Source organism: Salinicola aestuarinus (genome assembly GCF_003206645.1).
GTDB classification, from domain to species: domain Bacteria; phylum Pseudomonadota; class Gammaproteobacteria; order Pseudomonadales; family Halomonadaceae; genus Salinicola; species Salinicola aestuarinus.
Window position 1 is genome coordinate 368,218 of record NZ_PZJP01000017.1, and the last position, 16,359, is coordinate 384,576.

12 protein-coding genes are annotated in these 16,359 nt (G+C 65.1%); 3 read left to right on the forward strand and 9 right to left on the reverse strand.

Translation table 11 applies throughout. From position 1 onward, the window contains the following. The first annotated feature begins 87 nt into the window (after positions 1-87). Positions 88-1,077 carry a helix-turn-helix domain-containing protein gene (locus DOM41_RS17020; protein ID WP_110688026.1) on the forward strand — a complete coding sequence of 330 codons (990 nt, stop codon included), beginning with the start codon at positions 88-90 and terminating at the stop codon, positions 1,075-1,077. Positions 1,078-1,133: 56 nt separating this feature from the next. Here DOM41_RS17020 and DOM41_RS17025 read toward each other — a convergent pair whose 3' ends face one another. The 6 genes from DOM41_RS17025 to pgi all read right to left on the reverse strand — a co-directional run bounded on the left by DOM41_RS17025 (position 1,134) and on the right by pgi (position 11,164). Continuing rightward, entirely contained in the window at positions 1,134-2,846 is a 1,713-nt protein-coding gene (locus DOM41_RS17025) for an HD domain-containing phosphohydrolase (RefSeq protein ID WP_110688027.1), read from the reverse strand. Positions 2,847-2,935: 89 nt separating this feature from the next. After that, complete coding sequence (gene serB, locus DOM41_RS17030) at positions 2,936-4,150, reverse strand: phosphoserine phosphatase SerB (protein WP_110688028.1); 1,215 nt, start codon at positions 4,148-4,150, stop codon at positions 2,936-2,938. A 100-nt stretch (positions 4,151-4,250) separates the two neighbouring features. Next, complete coding sequence (parC, locus tag DOM41_RS17035; RefSeq protein WP_110688029.1) at positions 4,251-6,503, reverse strand: DNA topoisomerase IV subunit A; 2,253 nt, start codon at positions 6,501-6,503, stop codon at positions 4,251-4,253. Between the two features lie 277 nt (positions 6,504-6,780). Then, on the reverse strand, positions 6,781-8,661 hold the full coding sequence (gene parE, locus DOM41_RS17040; RefSeq protein WP_110688030.1) for a DNA topoisomerase IV subunit B: 1,881 nt from the start codon (positions 8,659-8,661) through the stop codon (positions 6,781-6,783). 152 nt (positions 8,662-8,813) lie between these two features. Then, positions 8,814-9,518, reverse strand: a complete 705-nt coding sequence (locus tag DOM41_RS17045; RefSeq protein WP_245391895.1) for a YqiA/YcfP family alpha/beta fold hydrolase — start codon at positions 9,516-9,518, stop codon at positions 8,814-8,816. Continuing rightward, the gene (pgi, locus tag DOM41_RS17050) at positions 9,515-11,164 is read right to left on the reverse strand and encodes a glucose-6-phosphate isomerase (RefSeq protein WP_110688031.1); all 1,650 of its coding nucleotides are present in this window, start codon (positions 11,162-11,164) and stop codon (positions 9,515-9,517) included. The genes DOM41_RS17045 and pgi overlap by 4 nt, the downstream gene beginning before the upstream one ends. A gap of 273 nt (positions 11,165-11,437) precedes the next feature. Here pgi and cmoA point away from each other — a divergent pair, with 273 nt between their 5' ends. Both cmoA and cmoB read left to right on the forward strand, forming a co-directional pair. Further along, positions 11,438-12,226 carry a carboxy-S-adenosyl-L-methionine synthase CmoA gene (cmoA, locus tag DOM41_RS17055; RefSeq protein ID WP_110688032.1) on the forward strand — a complete coding sequence of 263 codons (789 nt, stop codon included), beginning with the start codon at positions 11,438-11,440 and terminating at the stop codon, positions 12,224-12,226. Beyond that, positions 12,219-13,229, forward strand: coding sequence for a tRNA 5-methoxyuridine(34)/uridine 5-oxyacetic acid(34) synthase CmoB (gene cmoB, locus DOM41_RS17060; protein ID WP_110688033.1), 1,011 nt, complete (start codon positions 12,219-12,221; stop codon positions 13,227-13,229). Before cmoA ends, cmoB begins: the two co-directional genes overlap by 8 nt. A gap of 90 nt (positions 13,230-13,319) precedes the next feature. Here the strand turns inward: cmoB and epsC are convergent, their stop codons facing one another. The 3 genes from epsC to cysD form a co-directional block, all read right to left on the reverse strand. After that, positions 13,320-14,231, reverse strand: a complete 912-nt coding sequence (gene epsC / locus DOM41_RS17065; RefSeq protein WP_110688034.1) for a serine O-acetyltransferase EpsC — start codon at positions 14,229-14,231, stop codon at positions 13,320-13,322. 160 nt (positions 14,232-14,391) lie between these two features. After that, positions 14,392-15,831: a sulfate adenylyltransferase subunit CysN gene (cysN, locus tag DOM41_RS17070; protein WP_110688035.1), complete on the reverse strand. Its 1,440-nt coding sequence runs from the start codon at positions 15,829-15,831 to the stop codon at positions 14,392-14,394. Further along, positions 15,832-16,359 (reverse strand): sulfate adenylyltransferase subunit CysD (gene cysD / locus DOM41_RS17075; protein WP_157956970.1); only part of this gene is annotated, 528 nt, incomplete at its 5' end.

Below are 16,359 nucleotides of genomic sequence, written 5' to 3' on the forward strand. Positions count from 1 at the left end.
TAGTGATTGTCGACGCGCATTATTCCAGATCCCCACAGGCCCGACCTGTGCGAAACACGCCAATCGCTTTGCGGGACGTTCAACCTGATGTCATCAATGCCTCTCGCCCTACCGGCGTCACCCGAGCCAACCGGTGGCACCGGCTCAACCCTTGGCGTGACGGCGCTCGCCCGTCACGCCGCGATCGTCGGCCGCGGCTACCATGTCGAGGCCACGAGTCAGCGCGCACTGGTGGAGGGACGTTTCTGCGTGGACGGTATCGAAGCCGGCATGACGCTACGCCAGGCGGCGATCCGCAATCGAATCGGCATGCGCAACCGCGCCGAAGTCGCCCCGGGACTCAAGCTGATTGTCTTCATGGCGGGCACCACGGAGGTACGCTTCGACGGGCAGCCCCTGCCACTGTGCCCTGGCGGCTCGACGGCGCTGCTGGTCAATCTGCGCCACCCCGTGGCCTTCGAACGTCGTGCCGAGGCCGGCACGAGAGAGTCGAGTCTGACGCTGACGCTCTCTTCGGCGTGGCTTGACCAATCAGCGGAGACAGCGCCGCTGCAGGAGGCGCTACCGCACCTCATGATCCGCCGCTGGCAGCCGGATACCGCCCTCGATGGAGCCGCCCGCGCCCTGCTGGCATCACCGATGAGGGACGGCGAGACGTCGCGGTTGGCCAATCTACAGCGCGATGCCGTGGCGTTATCGATGGCGAACCAGGGCCTGGCGACGCTGTTCGACACTTACGGGGAGACGGGACCGGGGATGTCGCGCCAGCAGCAGCGGCTGCAGACGTTCATCGATAGCGGCGAGGCCGATAGCGCTTCACTCGGCGCCATCGCCGCCCACCTGGGGATGAGTACGAGCACGCTGCAACGCTTGAGCCAGCACTGCTACGGCATGTCGCTTCAGCGTCACCTGCGCCGCAGGCGACTGGAGGCCGCGCGTCAGGCACTTCATGAGCGGGGAGTGAGTGTCGACACCGCCGCCGAACTCGCCGGCTACGCCGATGCGACCAATTTTGCCACGGCGTTTCGCCGCGCCTTTGGGCTCACGCCGCGAGAAGCGCGGCGTGGGGCGCGCTAGCCAGTGGCGCCCTGAAGGGGGCGGCTAGCGGTACAGGCCTTGGCGTCGGGGCGCTCTCAAGCGAGCGACAGCCCGAAGCTTTCCGGCGCCACGGCCCCCTCGAGCCGACCGAGCTGACCGATGTCCGGCGCCACGAGAATCTGGTCCAGGCGTCGCTCCGGGCTGCGGTCGTTGAGCACCAGATGAACCTGAAGAGGCTTGCCCTGCTCGTCGAGGCGCTGGACCCAGGCGAGCGCGCCGCTCGAGTACTTCACGAGTGATCCCACCGGCGTGGTGCCAAAGCGCTTGATATAGCGCTGCACCCAGGCGTTATCGAATGCGGCCGGCGAGGCGAGCAGGTAGCGGTAGGCTTCGACCCGCGTCCACGCAGCGCGATCGGCCCGCGGGCGCGTCAGCGCATCGATGACGTCGACCACCGCCATCATCCGTCCCAGCTCATCCAGCTGATCGGCGCTCACGCCAAGCGGATAGCCGCTACCGTCGAGGCGCTCATTGACCTGCATGATGACCGTTACCGCGATAGTCGGGTCGAGCCAGCGACACGGCTGCAGCCGCTCGATCAACGCCGCGACCTGACGCCCCAACTGATCGCGCTGGTCCTCGTCCAGCGGTATCTGACTCTCGAGCAGGCTCGGCGGCAGCCAACTCTTGCCGAGATCGTGAACGAGCGCACTGGCCGCGATCGCCTTGAGCGTCTCGCGAGGATGGCCCTGCCAACGCGCCAGGTCAGTCGCATGAATCGCCACCGCCAGCGAGTGCTGGGTGAGTCGCGTCTCGCCGCTGAGATAACCCATCGCGTAGAGCAGCGACTCACGCCCCTGTTCGCCCAGTGCCACCAGACTGTCGGCCTGGCGAGACAACAGCGAAGCGGCGATTTCGCCACCGTTCTGCAGCTGCAACTGCTGGGCGTTGAGATAGTCGGCGATGTGCTTCAATCGACGTGCCGTGGCATTACCCGAGGGAACCCCTACCGTCGACTCGCGCATCACGGGCGCCGGTTTAGGGCGGCGCCCGTCCGGCGAACGAAAGAGCGTCGACGGTGCCAACGCCTTATCCGAGGTCAACGCGCTGCGAGCCCCTTCGCGCTCGATCTCCTTGACGCAGTACCACAGCTTGCGCTCCTCGTTGAGGTCGAGCGTGTCGAATTCGCAGCCGACGAGCCCCAGTGTCCAATCGGCGTCGTTGCGCACATGCCTCACGTAGCCGTTGACCTCGAGGCGCTGGCCACTGGGAAAGTGGAGCGTGAGGCACTCGATGCGCTGATCCTGTTTGAGTGCCAGCGCATCGCTCAGGCGCACCGCCAACAGGCAGCCCCCGAGGGAGAGATTGCGAAGCTCTACGTCCAGCGTCGGCTGACCGGTCAGCAGCAGCGTGGCCGTGACCCCCATCTCGTGACGAATCTCGGCGCGATAGGTATTGCGCCGGTGAACGGTGCTCAGGAATTCCGGATACCCACAGCGGTAGCGAAGGCGCTCGTTCGACTCGAGCGTCGCGTCGGCGACGAGCGGCCCGGTGCGCACCAGCGCGCCGTTGACGTGGCCGAAGAGGTGGAAGGTATCCCCCCGCTGAAGCTTGGCAGCCAGCGCCGGGATGGCAGTGACATCGACCACCATCGACTCATCAGGCGTGACTTCGTCGAGCAGCACGGGCCAGGACTCGTCATCGCCGGGCTCAAAGGCGAGACTGACTCCCCCCTTCAAATACAGCGGCTCGAGCCACTCCCACTTGGCCTTGGCGTTGACGATATCGGTCGAGGCGGTTTCAGACATGGGAGGCTCCGATGACAGCAGCAAGAACGGAAAAAATCGATGAATTATCGGCGGTCCGGGCGGAAAGTTGATTTCCGCCCCGCCACGTTCTAGTTGAGAGCGTCGAGTTCCCGTTCCGTGTAACCGAGCAGATAGAGCAGCCCATCCAGCCCGGCGTTCGATACCGCCTGACGCGCCTGACGTCTGACCAGCGGCTTGGCATGAAACGCAACGCCCATGCCGGCGCTGGCGAGCATCTTGAGATCGTTGGCACCGTCGCCCACCGCCACCGTCTGCTCGCGATCGATACCGCAACGCTCAGCGATCTCGCCGAGCAGCAGCGCCTTGCGCTCGGCGTCGACGATGGGCTCCTCCACCTCGCCGGTCACCTTGCCATGGCGAATCACCAGGGTATTGGCATGCACCTCGTCGAAGCCCAGCCTCGCCTGGAGATAGTGCGCAAAGTAGGTAAAGCCGCCGGAGAGAATCGCGGTGCGATAGCCCAGCTGCTTGAGATGGCGCATGAGTCGCTCGACACCCGGCATCAATGGCAACGATGCCGCCACCTCGGCAAGCACCGACTCGTCGAGCCCTTCGAGTTTTCGCATGCGCTCGCGGAAGCTCTGCTGAAAATCGAGCTCACCTCGCATGGCGCGCTCGGTGACTGCAGCCACCTCATCGAAGACGCCATGGCGCCGCGCCAACTCGTCGATCACCTCTGCCTGAATCAGCGTCGAGTCCATATCGAAGCAGATCAGGCGGCGATGACCACTCCAGAGCGTGACCGGCTGCAGTGCGATATCGACGCCGAACCGCTCGGCGAGCGCCAGCGCGCTTTCATGAAACGACTCGCTATCGACGGGCTCGCCACGCAGCGACCAGGCCAGGCAAATCCCATTTGGCGGCGTCTGTGCAGGTTCGAGGTCCGCACCCGCCGACAGCCGTTCGATACGCTCGATCGTCAGCCCCTGGGCGGCCGTCAATGCCCCCACCTCAGCTGCGATCTCGGCGCTCAGCGACTCGCCGATCAACGTCAGCTTCCACTGAGGCGAGCAGGCCTCCGCCTGCCAGGTCTCCTCCACTGCGGGTGCGATCGGCTCGACGCGGCAGTCCAGGCCGCAGCTGTCACCCGCGCTGGGCAGCAGTGTCCCGAGATCGATGTCGCCATCGGTCTCGACCAGCGCGTCGAGGCTCACCTCTCCCATCGATACCCGCTGGTTCAGATCCAGCAACCGGACCCGCGCCACCGCCAACGCCGTTGCCAGCGCCGCTGTCTGCCCCGGCCGTGCCGGACCGACGGCTCTCACTACAAAACGTCGTGACATCTGTTACCTGCTGGGCGTAACCGCCCTTGTCTGATCGTATCGTGACTCTCGTTTGCGGCGCGCGGGACCGTGCCGCGCCAAGAATCGCACTGCAATGTATTCAACTGCCGACCTCGAGCCGATCGACCTTCTGGAAGCCACGCGCCAGCTTGCTGCCACGTCGGCCCCGGTCGCCGACATAATAGGCGAGATCCGCTGCCTTCAGCGTTTGCTTGCGCTTGCCGGCGTGCACGATGAGTGTTGCCCCCTCGGGCAGCACCACCAGGTCCTTGACGAACTCCTCGCGATTGGCCGCCCGCGTGCCGGGGATATCGATCATGCGATTGCCCTTGCCCTTGGCCATCGCCGGCAGCTGCGTCAGCGGAAAGACCAGCAGTCGCCCCTCGTTGGAGACGACGGCCACGCGCACGTCGTCGCCGTCGGGGATGGGCTGCGGCGGCAGCACGCTGCACCCCTTGGGCACGGTGAGCGCCGCCTTGCCGGCCTTGTTCTTGCCGGTGAGGTCCTCGAGGCGGGTCACGAAACCGTAGCCGCCGTCGCTGGCCAGCAGATAGCGCGCACTCGGCGGTGCCAGCATCAGTCCGACCATGCGCGCCCCCGCCGCCGGGTTGACGCGTCCGGTGATCGGCTCGCCCTGCCCCCGCGCCGATGGCAGATTGTGCGCCGCCAGGGTGTAGCTGCGGCCGCTGTCGTCCAGCAGCAGCAGCGGCTGGTTGGTCTTGCCCCGGGCGGCGAGATGGAAGGCATCACCGGCCTTGTAGGAAAGTCCCGCCGGATCGATGTCGTGCCCGCGTGCCGCACGAATCCAGCCCTTGTCCGAGAGCACCACGGTGACCGGATCAGCCCCGAGCAGCTCGACTTCGGAGAGCGCTTTCGCCTCCTGACGCTCGACCATCGGCGAGCGGCGCTCGTCGCCGAAGGCCTTGCCGGCGTCGCGCAGCTCCTTCTCGATCAGCTTGGTCATCGCGGACTCGGAACCGAGCAGCTTCTGCAGCCGCTTGCGCTCGGCCTCGAGCTCGTCCTGTTCGCCGCGAATCTTCATCTCCTCGAGTTTGGCGAGGTGGCGAAGACGCAGCTCGAGGATCGCTTCCGCCTGCCGCTCGCTGAGCCCGAAGGCCGCGATCAACGCTGGCTTGGGCTCGTCCTCCTCGCGAATGATACGGATCACCTCGTCGATATTGAGGTATGCCGCCAGCAGCCCTTCGAGAATGTGCAGTCGGTCCTCGACCTTGTCCAGACGGTGCTGACTCCGTCGGCGTACGGTCTCACGCCGAAAGGTGAGCCACTCGCCGAGCATGTCGTTGAGCGGCATCACCCGCGGACGACCGTCCAGCGCGATGACGTTGAGATTGACGCGGACGTTCTTCTCGAGATCGGTGGTGGCAAACAGGTGTGCCATCAGTGCTTCGGCATCGATACGGTTCGAGCGCGGCTCGATGACCAGCCGGGTCGGCGTCTCGTGGGTCGATTCGTCGCGCAGATCGGCGACCATCGGCAACTTCTTCGCCTGCATCTGCGCGGCGATCTGCTCGAGCACCTTGGCTCCGCTGACCTGATAAGGCAGCGCGGTGATGACGATATTGCTCTCTTCGCGCGCGTAACGTCCGCGCAGCTTCACCGAGCCACGCCCGCTCTCGTAGAGCTTGCGCAGATCCGAGGCGGGAGAAATGATCTCCGCCTCGGTGGGGAAATCCGGGCCCGGGACATATGCCATCAGATCGGCGACGCTCGCACCGGGGTTGCGCAGTAGATGACAGGTCGCCTCCACCACCTCGCTGACGTTATGCGGCGGGATGTCGGTCGCCATGCCCACGGCAATGCCGGTGCCGCCGTTGAGCAGAACGTGAGGCAGCCGCGAGGGCAGCACCGCCGGCTCGTTCATGGTGCCGTCGAAATTCGGCGTCCAGTCGACCGTGCCCTGGCCTAGCTCGGCGAGCAGCGTTTCGCTGAACTTGGAGAGCCGCGCTTCGGTATAGCGCATCGCCGCGAACGACTTGGGATCGTCCGGGCTACCCCAGTTGCCCTGGCCATCGACCAGCGGGTAGCGATAGCTGAACGGCTGCGCCATCAGCACCATCGCTTCGTAGCAGGCGCTGTCGCCGTGGGGATGGAATTTACCCAGCACGTCGCCGACGGTACGCGCCGACTTCTTGTACTTGGCATTGGCGTTCAGCGACAGCTCGCGCATGGCGTAGACGATACGCCGCTGCACGGGCTTCATGCCGTCACCGATGTTCGGCAACGCACGGTCGAGAATCACGTACATCGAATAGTCGAGATACGCCTTCTCGGTGTACTCCTTGAGCGAAAGGCGTTCGACGTCGCCTTCCGCTACCTGAATATCCATGGTCATACGATTTTGACCTTGTTCACGATTGTGGAATCGTCGAGAGCTTCGCCCTCATCAACGCTGGGTAACGCGAGCTTCGAGCTTTGGGCTTTGAGCTTTGAGCTTTGAGCGTCGAGAGATAGCGCGTTGCCGAGTCGCCCCTTCAAGCACCGTGAAGTGACTGACAGCGACGCGTATGGCTCAGACGAGACGGACGATGAGCGGTAAAGCGAAGTGACCCCGGTGTCAAAGCACCTTCGGCGCGCAGCATTCCACGCCGTATCCGCCTCGCGCAGGCCTGTCAGACCTCAATTTCGGCGAGGTTGCCGTAATCCTCCAACCAACTCTTGCGGTCCGAGGCCCGCTTGCGTGCCAGCAGCATGTCCATCATCTCCAGCGTGCCGTCGTCGAGCTCGCGAGTCAGCTGCACCAGGCGCCGGGTATCCACCGCCATCGTCGTCTCGCGAAGCTGCAACGGACTCATCTCGCCGAGCCCCTTGAAGCGCTGGACGTTGACGGTGCCGCGCTTCTTCTCGAGCCGTTTCAGAATCGCGGCCTTTTCGCTCTCGTCGAGGGCGTAGTGCACCTCTTTGCCGAGATCGATGCGGTAGAGCGGCGGCATGGCGACGAAGACGTGGCCGGCATCGACCAGTGCCGGGAAATGACGCACGAAGAGCGCGCAGAGCAGCGTCGCGATGTGCAGGCCATCGGAGTCGGCATCGGCGAGGATGCAGACCTTGTGGTAGCGCAGCTTGCCGAGGTCGTCGCTGCCGGGATCGAGACCGATCGCCACGGCAATGTCATGCACTTCCTGGGAGCTGTAGATGTCACCGGACTCGACTTCCCAGGTGTTCAGAATCTTGCCGCGCAGCGGCAGAATCGCCTGGGTCTCCCGGTTACGCGCCTGCTTGGCACTGCCGCCGGCGGAGTCCCCCTCGACCAGGAAGAGCTCGCTGGCGACGGGATCCTGACCCGAACAGTCGGCAAGTTTGCCGGGCAGTGCCGGACCGGAGGTCACCTTCTTGCGAGCCACCTTCTTGGCGCTCTTCTGTCGCCGCTGGGCGGCGCTGACCACCAGCTCGGCCAGCGCCTCGGCCTGATCCGTATGGTGATTGAGCCACAGTGAAAAGGCATCCTTGACGACGCCGGAGACGAAGCCGGCGACGGTACGCGACGAGAGCCGCTCCTTGGTCTGTCCGGCGAACTGCGGGTCGAGCATCTTGACCGAGAGGACGAACGACACCCGTTCCCACAGGTCTTCCGGGGTCAGCTTCACCCCCCGAGGCAGCAGGCTGCGGTACTCGCAGAACTCGCGCACGGCATCGAGCAGTCCGCTGCGAAAGCCGTTGACGTGAGTGCCGCCGAGCGGCGTGGGGATCAGGTTGACGTAGGACTCGAGCACCGCTTCGCCGCCTTCCGGCAGCCACTGGATTGCCCAGTCCACCGCTTGCTCGTCGTCGGCGAAGTGGCCGATGAACGGCGACGCCGGCAGCACCTCGTAGCCATCGGTGGCCTGCGCCAGGTAGTCCCGCAGGCCATCGGCGTACTGCCAGACGCTCTCGGCGCCGTCACTCTCCTTGAGGACGACCTTGAGCCCGGGACAGAGGACCGCCTTGGCCCGCAGCAGATGCTTCAGCCGTGGCAGCGACAACTTGGCACTGTCGAAGTACTCGACCTCCGGCCAGAAACGCACCACCGTGCCGGTGGCACGCTTGGCGCAGCTGCCGATCACCGCCAGCTCCTCGACCTTCTCGCCCTTCTCGAAGGCGATACGGTGGCGGCTGCCGTCGCGGCAGACCTCCACTTCGAGCCGAGTCGAGAGCGCATTGACCACCGATACGCCGACGCCGTGAAGCCCGCCGGAGAAACGATAGCTCGACTGCGAGAACTTACCGCCGGCGTGCAGCCGCGTCAGGATCAGCTCGACACCGGAGACGCCGTGCTCGGGGTGGATATCGATTGGCATGCCCCGCCCGTCGTCGGAGACCTCGATGCCGCCGTCCTCGAGCAGAACGACACGAATCTCGTGGGCGTGATCGGCCAGCGCCTCATCGACACTGTTGTCGATCACCTCCTGCGCCAGATGATTGGGGCGGGTGGTATCGGTATACATGCCCGGCCGCTTGCGGACCGGATCGAGGCCGGAAAGCACCTCGATGGAACTGGCACTGTATTGCGTCATGCAGGGTCTCGCCGTGTTGTCAGGGTCGAAGATCGCAGCGCCCGACACTGGCGCGCCGAGGGCTGCACACCGGCAAACCTAGCCGGGGACGACATCGGGCCATGATACATGACTGGTCAAACATCCAGTAGCGCTTCGCCGGAATCGATCACTCAGTCCACGAGTACACGCGGCACGACGTCTGACGGTAGCGTCCAGCCGCCGTGGGCAAAGATCGCCGGCAGGTAGGCGGCGAGACGACTGAAACCGTGATCCCCACCGGGCTCGATCAGCGTGCGCGCGCCGGCGTAGGCGCCTAGCGCGTCACGGCAGTCGAGGGTTTCGTCGGCGCTGCCAAGCAGCACCAGATAGCGCTCAGGATCGACGATCGACGACCACATCATCGCCTCGAGTTCATCCCGGTGGGCATCACCGATGGTGAACGTCTCTTCGGTGTAGGGATTGGTCAGCGTCGCGCCGAGATAGTCGGCGACCAATCTTGCCGGCGCGACGGCCGGGTTGATCAGCGCGGCGCGAAGTCCGTGACGCTCGGCCAGGCAGGTGGCGAGAAAGCCGCCCATGGAGCTGCCGATCAGCAGGGTGTTGTGCAACCCGCCATTACGCTCGGCGAGCGTATCCAGGCAGGCCTCGGCACGCGCAAGCGCCGTTGCCGGCTGGTGAGAGAGATCCGGGGCGAGACACGCCAGCGGTTCGCCGCTTTCGGCTTCCAGGTGCCGGCAGGTCTGCTCGATCAGCCGCGCCTTGGGCGAGGCCGCGGCGCTGTTGAAACCGTGCAGGTAGAGCACCGAGGAGACCGGCGTCGAGGGGCCCGCCACTGCGCCCAGCGGCCCCTCGGTTACGCGCGCGTCACCACTCACTGCGGCGGCTGGCCGCGCCAGATGGCTTCGATCAGACCACGACTGGAGTCGTCGAGAGTCTCGAGCCCTTTCTGCGTGGCGATGATCTCCTCGGTCTCGGTGGCGATCTGCTTGCCGAGTTCCACGCCCCACTGATCGAAGGAGTCGATGTTCCAGATCACCCCCTGGACGAACACCTTGTGTTCGTAGAGCGCGATCAGCGCGCCCAGCGTCGACGGGTTGAGGCTATCGAAGAGCAGCGTGCTGGAGGGTTGGTTACCGCGGTAGCGCTTGTAGCTCGGCGGCGTACCGTCGGCGCTCACCGCATCGTCACCGAGCATCAGCACGCGAGACTGGGCGAAACAGTTGGCCAGCGCCAGACGGTGCTGCGCCATCAGGTCGTCGCGGAAGCGCTCGTCCTCGACATCGTTGTAGCGGTTCACCGGGGCGAGAAAATCACATGCCACCGGCTGGGTGCCCTGGTGCAGCAGCTGATAGAAGGCGTGCTGTCCGTTGGGGCCGATCTCGCCCCAGATCACCGGGCAGGTGGAGTAGTCGACGACCTGCTCATCATTGGTCACTGACTTGCCATTGGACTCCATCTCCAGCTGCTGGAAGTAGCCCGGCAGATGTTTCAGGCGACCATCATAGGGCAGCACGGCGTGGGAGCGGATATCCAGAAAATTGACGTTCCAGATGCCGATGAGGCCAAGCTGAACCGGCAGGTTCTGCTCCAGCGGGGCCGTCCGGAAGTGCTCATCCATTTCATGGGCGCCGGCGAGCAGCTTGCGGAAATTATCCATGCCGATGCGAATGGCGATGGGCAGTCCGATCGCGCTCCACAGCGAGTAGCGCCCGCCGACCCAGTCCCAGAACAGCAGCTGGTTGCCCGGCGCGATGCCCCACTCGGTCATCTTCTCCGGCTTGGTCGAGACGCCGACGAAGTGGAAGCGTTTGATCAGCGTTTCGTCGCCGCCGAGACGCGAGGCGATCCAGTCGAGCGCCGTCGAGGCGTTGGAGAGCGTATCGATGGTCCCGAAGGACTTCGACGACAGGATGAACAGCGTCGTCTCCGGGTTGAGCCAGCCGAGGAAGTCCGCCAGCTGCGAGCCGTCCATGGTCGAGGCGAAGTGGGTCTCGATGTTGTGAGCGCCATCCTGCTCGAACTCCGGCAGTGCGGAAGTCACCATCAGCGGACCGAGGTCGGAGCCGCCGACGCCCAGATTGACGACGTCGGTGATCGGCTTGCCGGTCGCGCCACGCCACTGGCCTTTCAGCAGCTTGTCGACCAGCGTCTCCATCTTGTCGAGCGTGGCGTGAACTTCGGCGACCAGGTCGACGCCCTCGACGTCGAGCTTCGCTTCCCGCGGCAGACGCAGCGCGGTGTGCAGCGCCGGGCGATCCTCGGTGACATTGACCCGTTCGCCGGTCAGCAGCCGCTCGATGGCGTCGGGCACACCCGCCTCGCGGGCCAGCGCGAGCAGATCTTCACGGACCGCCGGCGTCCAGCGCTGCTTGGAGAGGTCGAGCTGGATGCCCGCGGCGTCGAGCGAAAAGGCCTCGAAGCGTCCGCTCTCACGAAACAGCGTCTTCAGGTGGACGTCGCGCATGCCACCCTGGAGCTGTGCTTCGAGCGCTTTCCACGCCTTCGTTTCGCGAATCGACATCGATGACTCTCCTTGTATCGGTCTAGCTGCTATCAGAATGAGCGTTGATCGAACTTCCCGTCAGCCGCAACGACGAGCGTCGTGAACACAAACCGTTGGCTGTCACGGGTGGCGCGGCGCGTCGTGCAGCGCCGGGGCGCAACACGTAAACTACGCCCGTTCCCGGGTACCGCCCGCTCGCTGTCGACGTTCGCCGTGCGAGCAGGCAGCGCTCCGGCAGTGACCCATCGACCGCAAAGCCGTCACCCATGTATCCACAAAAGTCTTCCGGCAATGACTGACGCATCTTACCGTGACGCCATCTTTTCGACACCCCTCGATCGCGTGGCGAGTTTCTCCTTCGACGAGCAGGTCGTCGCCTGTTTTCCCGACATGGTGCGCCGCTCGATACCCGGCTACGGCCAGATTCTCGGCATGTTGGGACTGTTCGCCGAGCGCCACCTGCGCCACGGCGCTCACGTCTATGACCTGGGCTGCTCGCTCGGCGCGGTCGGCCTGGCCATGGCCGGACGCCTGGCTCCCGCGGCGTTCACGCTGACCGGCGTGGATCTTTCACCGTCCATGGTCGAGCGCGCCCGAGAAACCGCCGCGAAGGAGGCGCCCGAGCACGATCTGCGCTTCGTCGAGGCGGACATCCGCAGACTCGACTACCGTCCCAGCGGCATGATCGTGCTCAACTTCACGCTGCAGTTTCTCCCCCCGGCGGATCGCGACGCCGTCATCGCCGCCCTTTTCGCGGCGCTCGAACCCGGCGGCATCCTGGTGCTCTCGGAAAAGATCGTCGCCCCCGACGAGCAGGAGAACGCCTGGCTGGTGGAGCGCTACCACGATTTCAAGCGGGCCAACGGCTACACCGACATGGAGATCAGCCAGAAGCGCACCGCGCTCGAGAACGTGCTGGTGCCGGATTCGCTCGAAGGGCATCGGGCACGCCTGGAGGGCGCCGGCTTCGAGCGCGTCACCCCCTGGTTCCAGTATCTGAACTTCGCCTCCCTGATCGCCTTCAAACCGAGACACACACCGAATCGTGGCGATACTTCCCAGGCGGCCGACCATGAGTGATCCGCAAACGAGACTGCAGAAGGCCGAACGCCAGCTCTACCTCGCCTTTCTCGAGCAGGGCCTGACACGCTGGCTTGCGGCGCTGCCGGACCAGCTCGCGGCGGGCCTCGACCGTCGACGCCACGGCGACCTGCCCGCCTGGGAGAAGGCGGTTGCCAAGCTGCCGATGCTCGACGCCCCGCGCGCGGTGAACCTCGACACCGACAGCGTCACCATCGATGTCACGCTCAGCGACGCCGACCGGCGCCGCTGCGAGAGTCTGCTGCGCATCCTCATGCCATGGCGCAAGGGGCCCTACCGCCTCGGCGATATCGAGATCGACACCGAGTGGCGCTCCGACTGGAAGTGGCAACGCGTCGCCCCTCATCTGGCCCCGCTGGCGGGGCGGCGAATTCTCGACGTCGGCGGTGGCAACGGCTACCACGCCTGGCGAATGGCCGGTGCCGGGGCAGCCTTCGTTCTGGTGATCGATCCTTCGCCGCGTTTCTACTATCAGTTTCAGGCGGTGCGTCATTTCGTCGGCGATGCGGACGACCATCGCACCCACTTTCTGCCCGTGGGCATCGAGGACGTGCCGGCGCGGCTGGAAGCATTCGACACGGTCTTCTCGATGGGGGTGCTCTACCACCGGCCCTCGCCGCTCGAACATCTGCAACAGCTCAAGGACGCTCTCGAGCCGGGAGGGGAACTGGTGCTGGAGACACTGGTGGTCGAGGGTGACGAGCGCACCGTCTTCATGCCGGGGGAGCGCTATGCCAGCATGCCGAACGTCTACTTTCTTCCCTCGTCGGCGGCGCTCTCGCACTGGCTCACGCGCTGCGGATTCGAGGCGGTGCGCTGCGTCGACGAAACCCCAACGACTCTCGACGAGCAGCGCGCCACCGACTGGATGCAGTTTCATTCCCTGGCCGACTTTCTCGACCCGCAGGACCGCACGCGGACCGTCGAGGGCTACCCCGCGCCGCGCCGGGCGACGCTGATTGCCCGCAAGCCGCTGCGCTGATCCTTCCCGGTCTGCGCTGGCCAACAAAAAAGCCCGGCATTCGCCGGGCGCTTGCGTTCGTGCAAAAGCCGCCGCGTGACGGCAGCCACGTCACGGGCAGGGGGCGGACTGCAGATTGGCCTGGGTGATATTGCTGCCGGGAGCAACGCCCTGAGTCAGCCAGACGTTACCGCCGATGATCGAGCCCTTGCCGACGGTGATACGGCCCAGGATCGTGGCGCCGGCGTAGATCACAACGTCGTCCTCGACGATCGGATGGCGCGGCAGGCCTTTCTCGAGATGGCCCTTCTCGTCCGCCGGAAAGCGCTTGGCCCCCAGCGTGACCATCTGATAGAGCCGCACGCGATCGCCGATGATCGCCGTCTCGCCGATCACCACACCGGTCCCGTGATCAATGAAGAAACCTTCGCCGATCTGGGCGCCGGGATGGATGTCGATCCCGGTGTCCGAGTGCGCCATTTCGGCAATGATGCGAGCCACCAGCCCCGCACCGGCACGGTAGAAGTAGTGCGCGATGCGGTGATGGATCACCGCATGGACGCCGGGGTAACAGAGCAGCACTTCATCGACGCTATGCGCGGCGGGATCGCCGTAGAACGCCGCCATCACGTCCCCGTCGAGACGCTGACGCAGCGCGGGTAGCGCATCGGCGAAGCCCTGAATGATGTCATTGGCGCGAAGCGTCGGGTCGCTCTCGCGGTCGCCGTTGAGCCGAGCCATGTAGCGAAGTTCGAGGACCACCTCTTCCTGCAGCGCATTGAGCGCACGGTCGAGAATATGGCCGACATAGAAGTCTTCGCTCTCCTTGCGCAGATCCGATGGACCCAGGCGCATGGGAAAAATTGCCCCGCTGAGCGCATCGAGGGTGTCGCGCAGACGGTGGCGTGACGGCAGCTCACGGCACCCCTTCTCTTTCTCTCGGCCGTTCTGGGCGCGCCACTGCTCGCGGGTCGCTCGTAGCTGCGAGACGATCCCGTCCAGCTGCCAATTGACGTGTTGCATGGGTCAAGTCCTTTGTAGTCACGGCCGGGCGGATAGCGCTTTATCATAAGCCGGCCGCCGTCAGGGGATCAAAACCCCGGACGCAGGGCATCGGACACCGCCATGCAGAAACGCCGACGGCGCGCCCGAATCAGGCGCGCCGTCGAATGCCACGAGCGGCTCAGCGCTTGAACAGCTCGCGCACGTCCTTCGCCTCCCAGTGCGGGAAGTGCTTGCGCACCAGCGCGTTGAGATCGACCTCGAATGCCGCCCAGTCGACCGTCGTGGCGCTCGACTCAGCGCCCGCAGCGCCACGGATCAGCCCGGCGCCCACGGTGATGTTGGTCAACCGGTCGATCACCACGAAACTACCGGTACCGGGACTCGTTCGATAGTCGTCCAGAGGCACGCTCACGGTCAGCTCGACCCGGCAGCGGCCGATACCGTTGAGCGGCAGCCGATCCGACGCCTGATGAGCGAGCGTATTGACGTCGATCTGATAGTCGATCTCGGTGACACGGCCGGGAACGTACTGGGTGCCAATCTTGAAATCGTACAGCCGCCCCGGCTCCAGGGCGGTCTCGTCCATCCACACCAGATCGGCGTGCAGGGCGCTGGCAAGCTCGACCTCGGCGTTGGCCGCTACCAGCCAGTCGCCGCGCGAGACATCGATCTCATCGGCGAGCGTGACCGTGATGGCCTGGCCGGGATAGGCCTCTTCCAGATCGCCATCGAAGGTCACGATGCGCTCGATCCGCGAGGGCTTGCCGGACGGCAGCACCTTGACCGCCTGCCCGGGGCGCAGAATGCCCGCCTCCAGCGTGCCGCAGTAGCCGCGGAAGTCGAGGTTGGGCCGGTTGACGTACTGGACCGGCAGCCGCAGATCGGAGAGGTTGGCGTCGTGCTTGACGTCGACGCTCTCGAGCACGCTCAGCAGCGCCGGGCCCGGCGCATCGCCGTGGCGATACCACGGCATCTTGTCACTCTCGTTGACGACGTTGTCGCCCTCGAGCGCCGACAGCGGCACGAACCGGATATCCTGGGCGTCGAGCTTCTCGGCGAAGGCGCGGTACTCGGCAACGATCTCGTCGAAGCGTGCCTGCGAGTAGTCGACCAGGTCCATCTTGTTGACCGCGATGACCAGATGCTGAATGCCCAGCAGATCGGCAATGAAACTGTGCCGACGGGTCTGCACCTGAACCCCGTAGCGCGCATCGATCAGAATCACCGCCAGGCTCGCCGTCGACGCACCGGTTGCCATGTTGCGGGTGTACTGCTCGTGGCCCGGCGTGTCGGCGATGATGAACTTGCGCTTGTCGGTCGAAAAGAAGCGATAGGCGACATCGATGGTGATGCCCTGCTCCCGCTCCGACTGCAGACCGTCGACCAGCAGCGCCAGGTCGACCTTGTCGCCCGTCGTCCCACTGGTCTTGGAATCCCGCGTGATGGCGGCAAGCTGGTCTTCGTAGATCATCTTGGAGTCGTGCAGCAGTCGTCCGATCAGGGTCGACTTGCCGTCATCGACGCTGCCGCAGGTGATGAAGCGCAGCAGGTCCTTGTTCTCGTGCTCGTGGAGATACTGCTCGATGTCGTCGGCAATGAGCGTTGACTGGTGTGACATTTAGAAATACCCCTCGCGTTTCTTCTTCTCCATCGACCCGGCCTGATCGCGGTCGATGGCCCGACCCGAGCGCTCGCTGGTACGGGTCAACAGCATCTCCTGGATGATCTCGGGCAGCGTGGCCGCACGCGATTCCACCGCGCCGGTGAGCGGATAGCAGCCGAGCGTGCGAAAGCGCACCCACTTCTCTTCCGGCACTTCTCCCGGTTCGAGCGGCAGGCGCTCGTCGTCGACCATCACCTGCATGCCGTCGCGCTCCACCACCGGACGCGGCGCGGCGAAGTAGAGCGGGACGATGGGAATCGACTCGAGGTAGATGTATTGCCAGATATCGAGCTCGGTCCAGTTGGAGAGCGGGAAGACCCGGATCGATTCGCCCTGATTCACCCGGCCGTTGTAAAGATTCCACAGCTCGGGGCGCTGGTTCTTGGGGTCCCAGCGGTGGTGCTTGTCGCGGAACGAATAGACGCGTTCCTTGGCGCGGGAGGCCTCCTCGTCGCGTCGCGCCCCGCCGAAGGCGGCATCGAA

Bases quoted from the DNA above. Each gene is read 5' to 3' on its own strand.
- DOM41_RS17020 (WP_110688026.1), top strand. From the start codon at position 88: ATGTCATCAATGCCTCTCGCCCTACCGGCGTCACCCGAGCCAACCGGT.
- DOM41_RS17025 (WP_110688027.1), bottom strand. From the start codon at position 2,846: ATGTCTGAAACCGCCTCGACCGATATCGTCAACGCCAAGGCCAAGTGG.
- serB (WP_110688028.1), bottom strand. From the start codon at position 4,150: ATGTCACGACGTTTTGTAGTGAGAGCCGTCGGTCCGGCACGGCCGGGG.
- parC (WP_110688029.1), bottom strand. From the start codon at position 6,503: ATGACCATGGATATTCAGGTAGCGGAAGGCGACGTCGAACGCCTTTCG.
- parE (WP_110688030.1), bottom strand. From the start codon at position 8,661: ATGACGCAATACAGTGCCAGTTCCATCGAGGTGCTTTCCGGCCTCGAT.
- pgi (WP_110688031.1), bottom strand. From the start codon at position 11,164: ATGTCGATTCGCGAAACGAAGGCGTGGAAAGCGCTCGAAGCACAGCTC.
- cmoA (WP_110688032.1), top strand. From the start codon at position 11,438: ATGACTGACGCATCTTACCGTGACGCCATCTTTTCGACACCCCTCGAT.
- cmoB (WP_110688033.1), top strand. From the start codon at position 12,219: ATGAGTGATCCGCAAACGAGACTGCAGAAGGCCGAACGCCAGCTCTAC.
- epsC (WP_110688034.1), bottom strand. From the start codon at position 14,231: ATGCAACACGTCAATTGGCAGCTGGACGGGATCGTCTCGCAGCTACGA.
- cysN (WP_110688035.1), bottom strand. From the start codon at position 15,831: ATGTCACACCAGTCAACGCTCATTGCCGACGACATCGAGCAGTATCTC.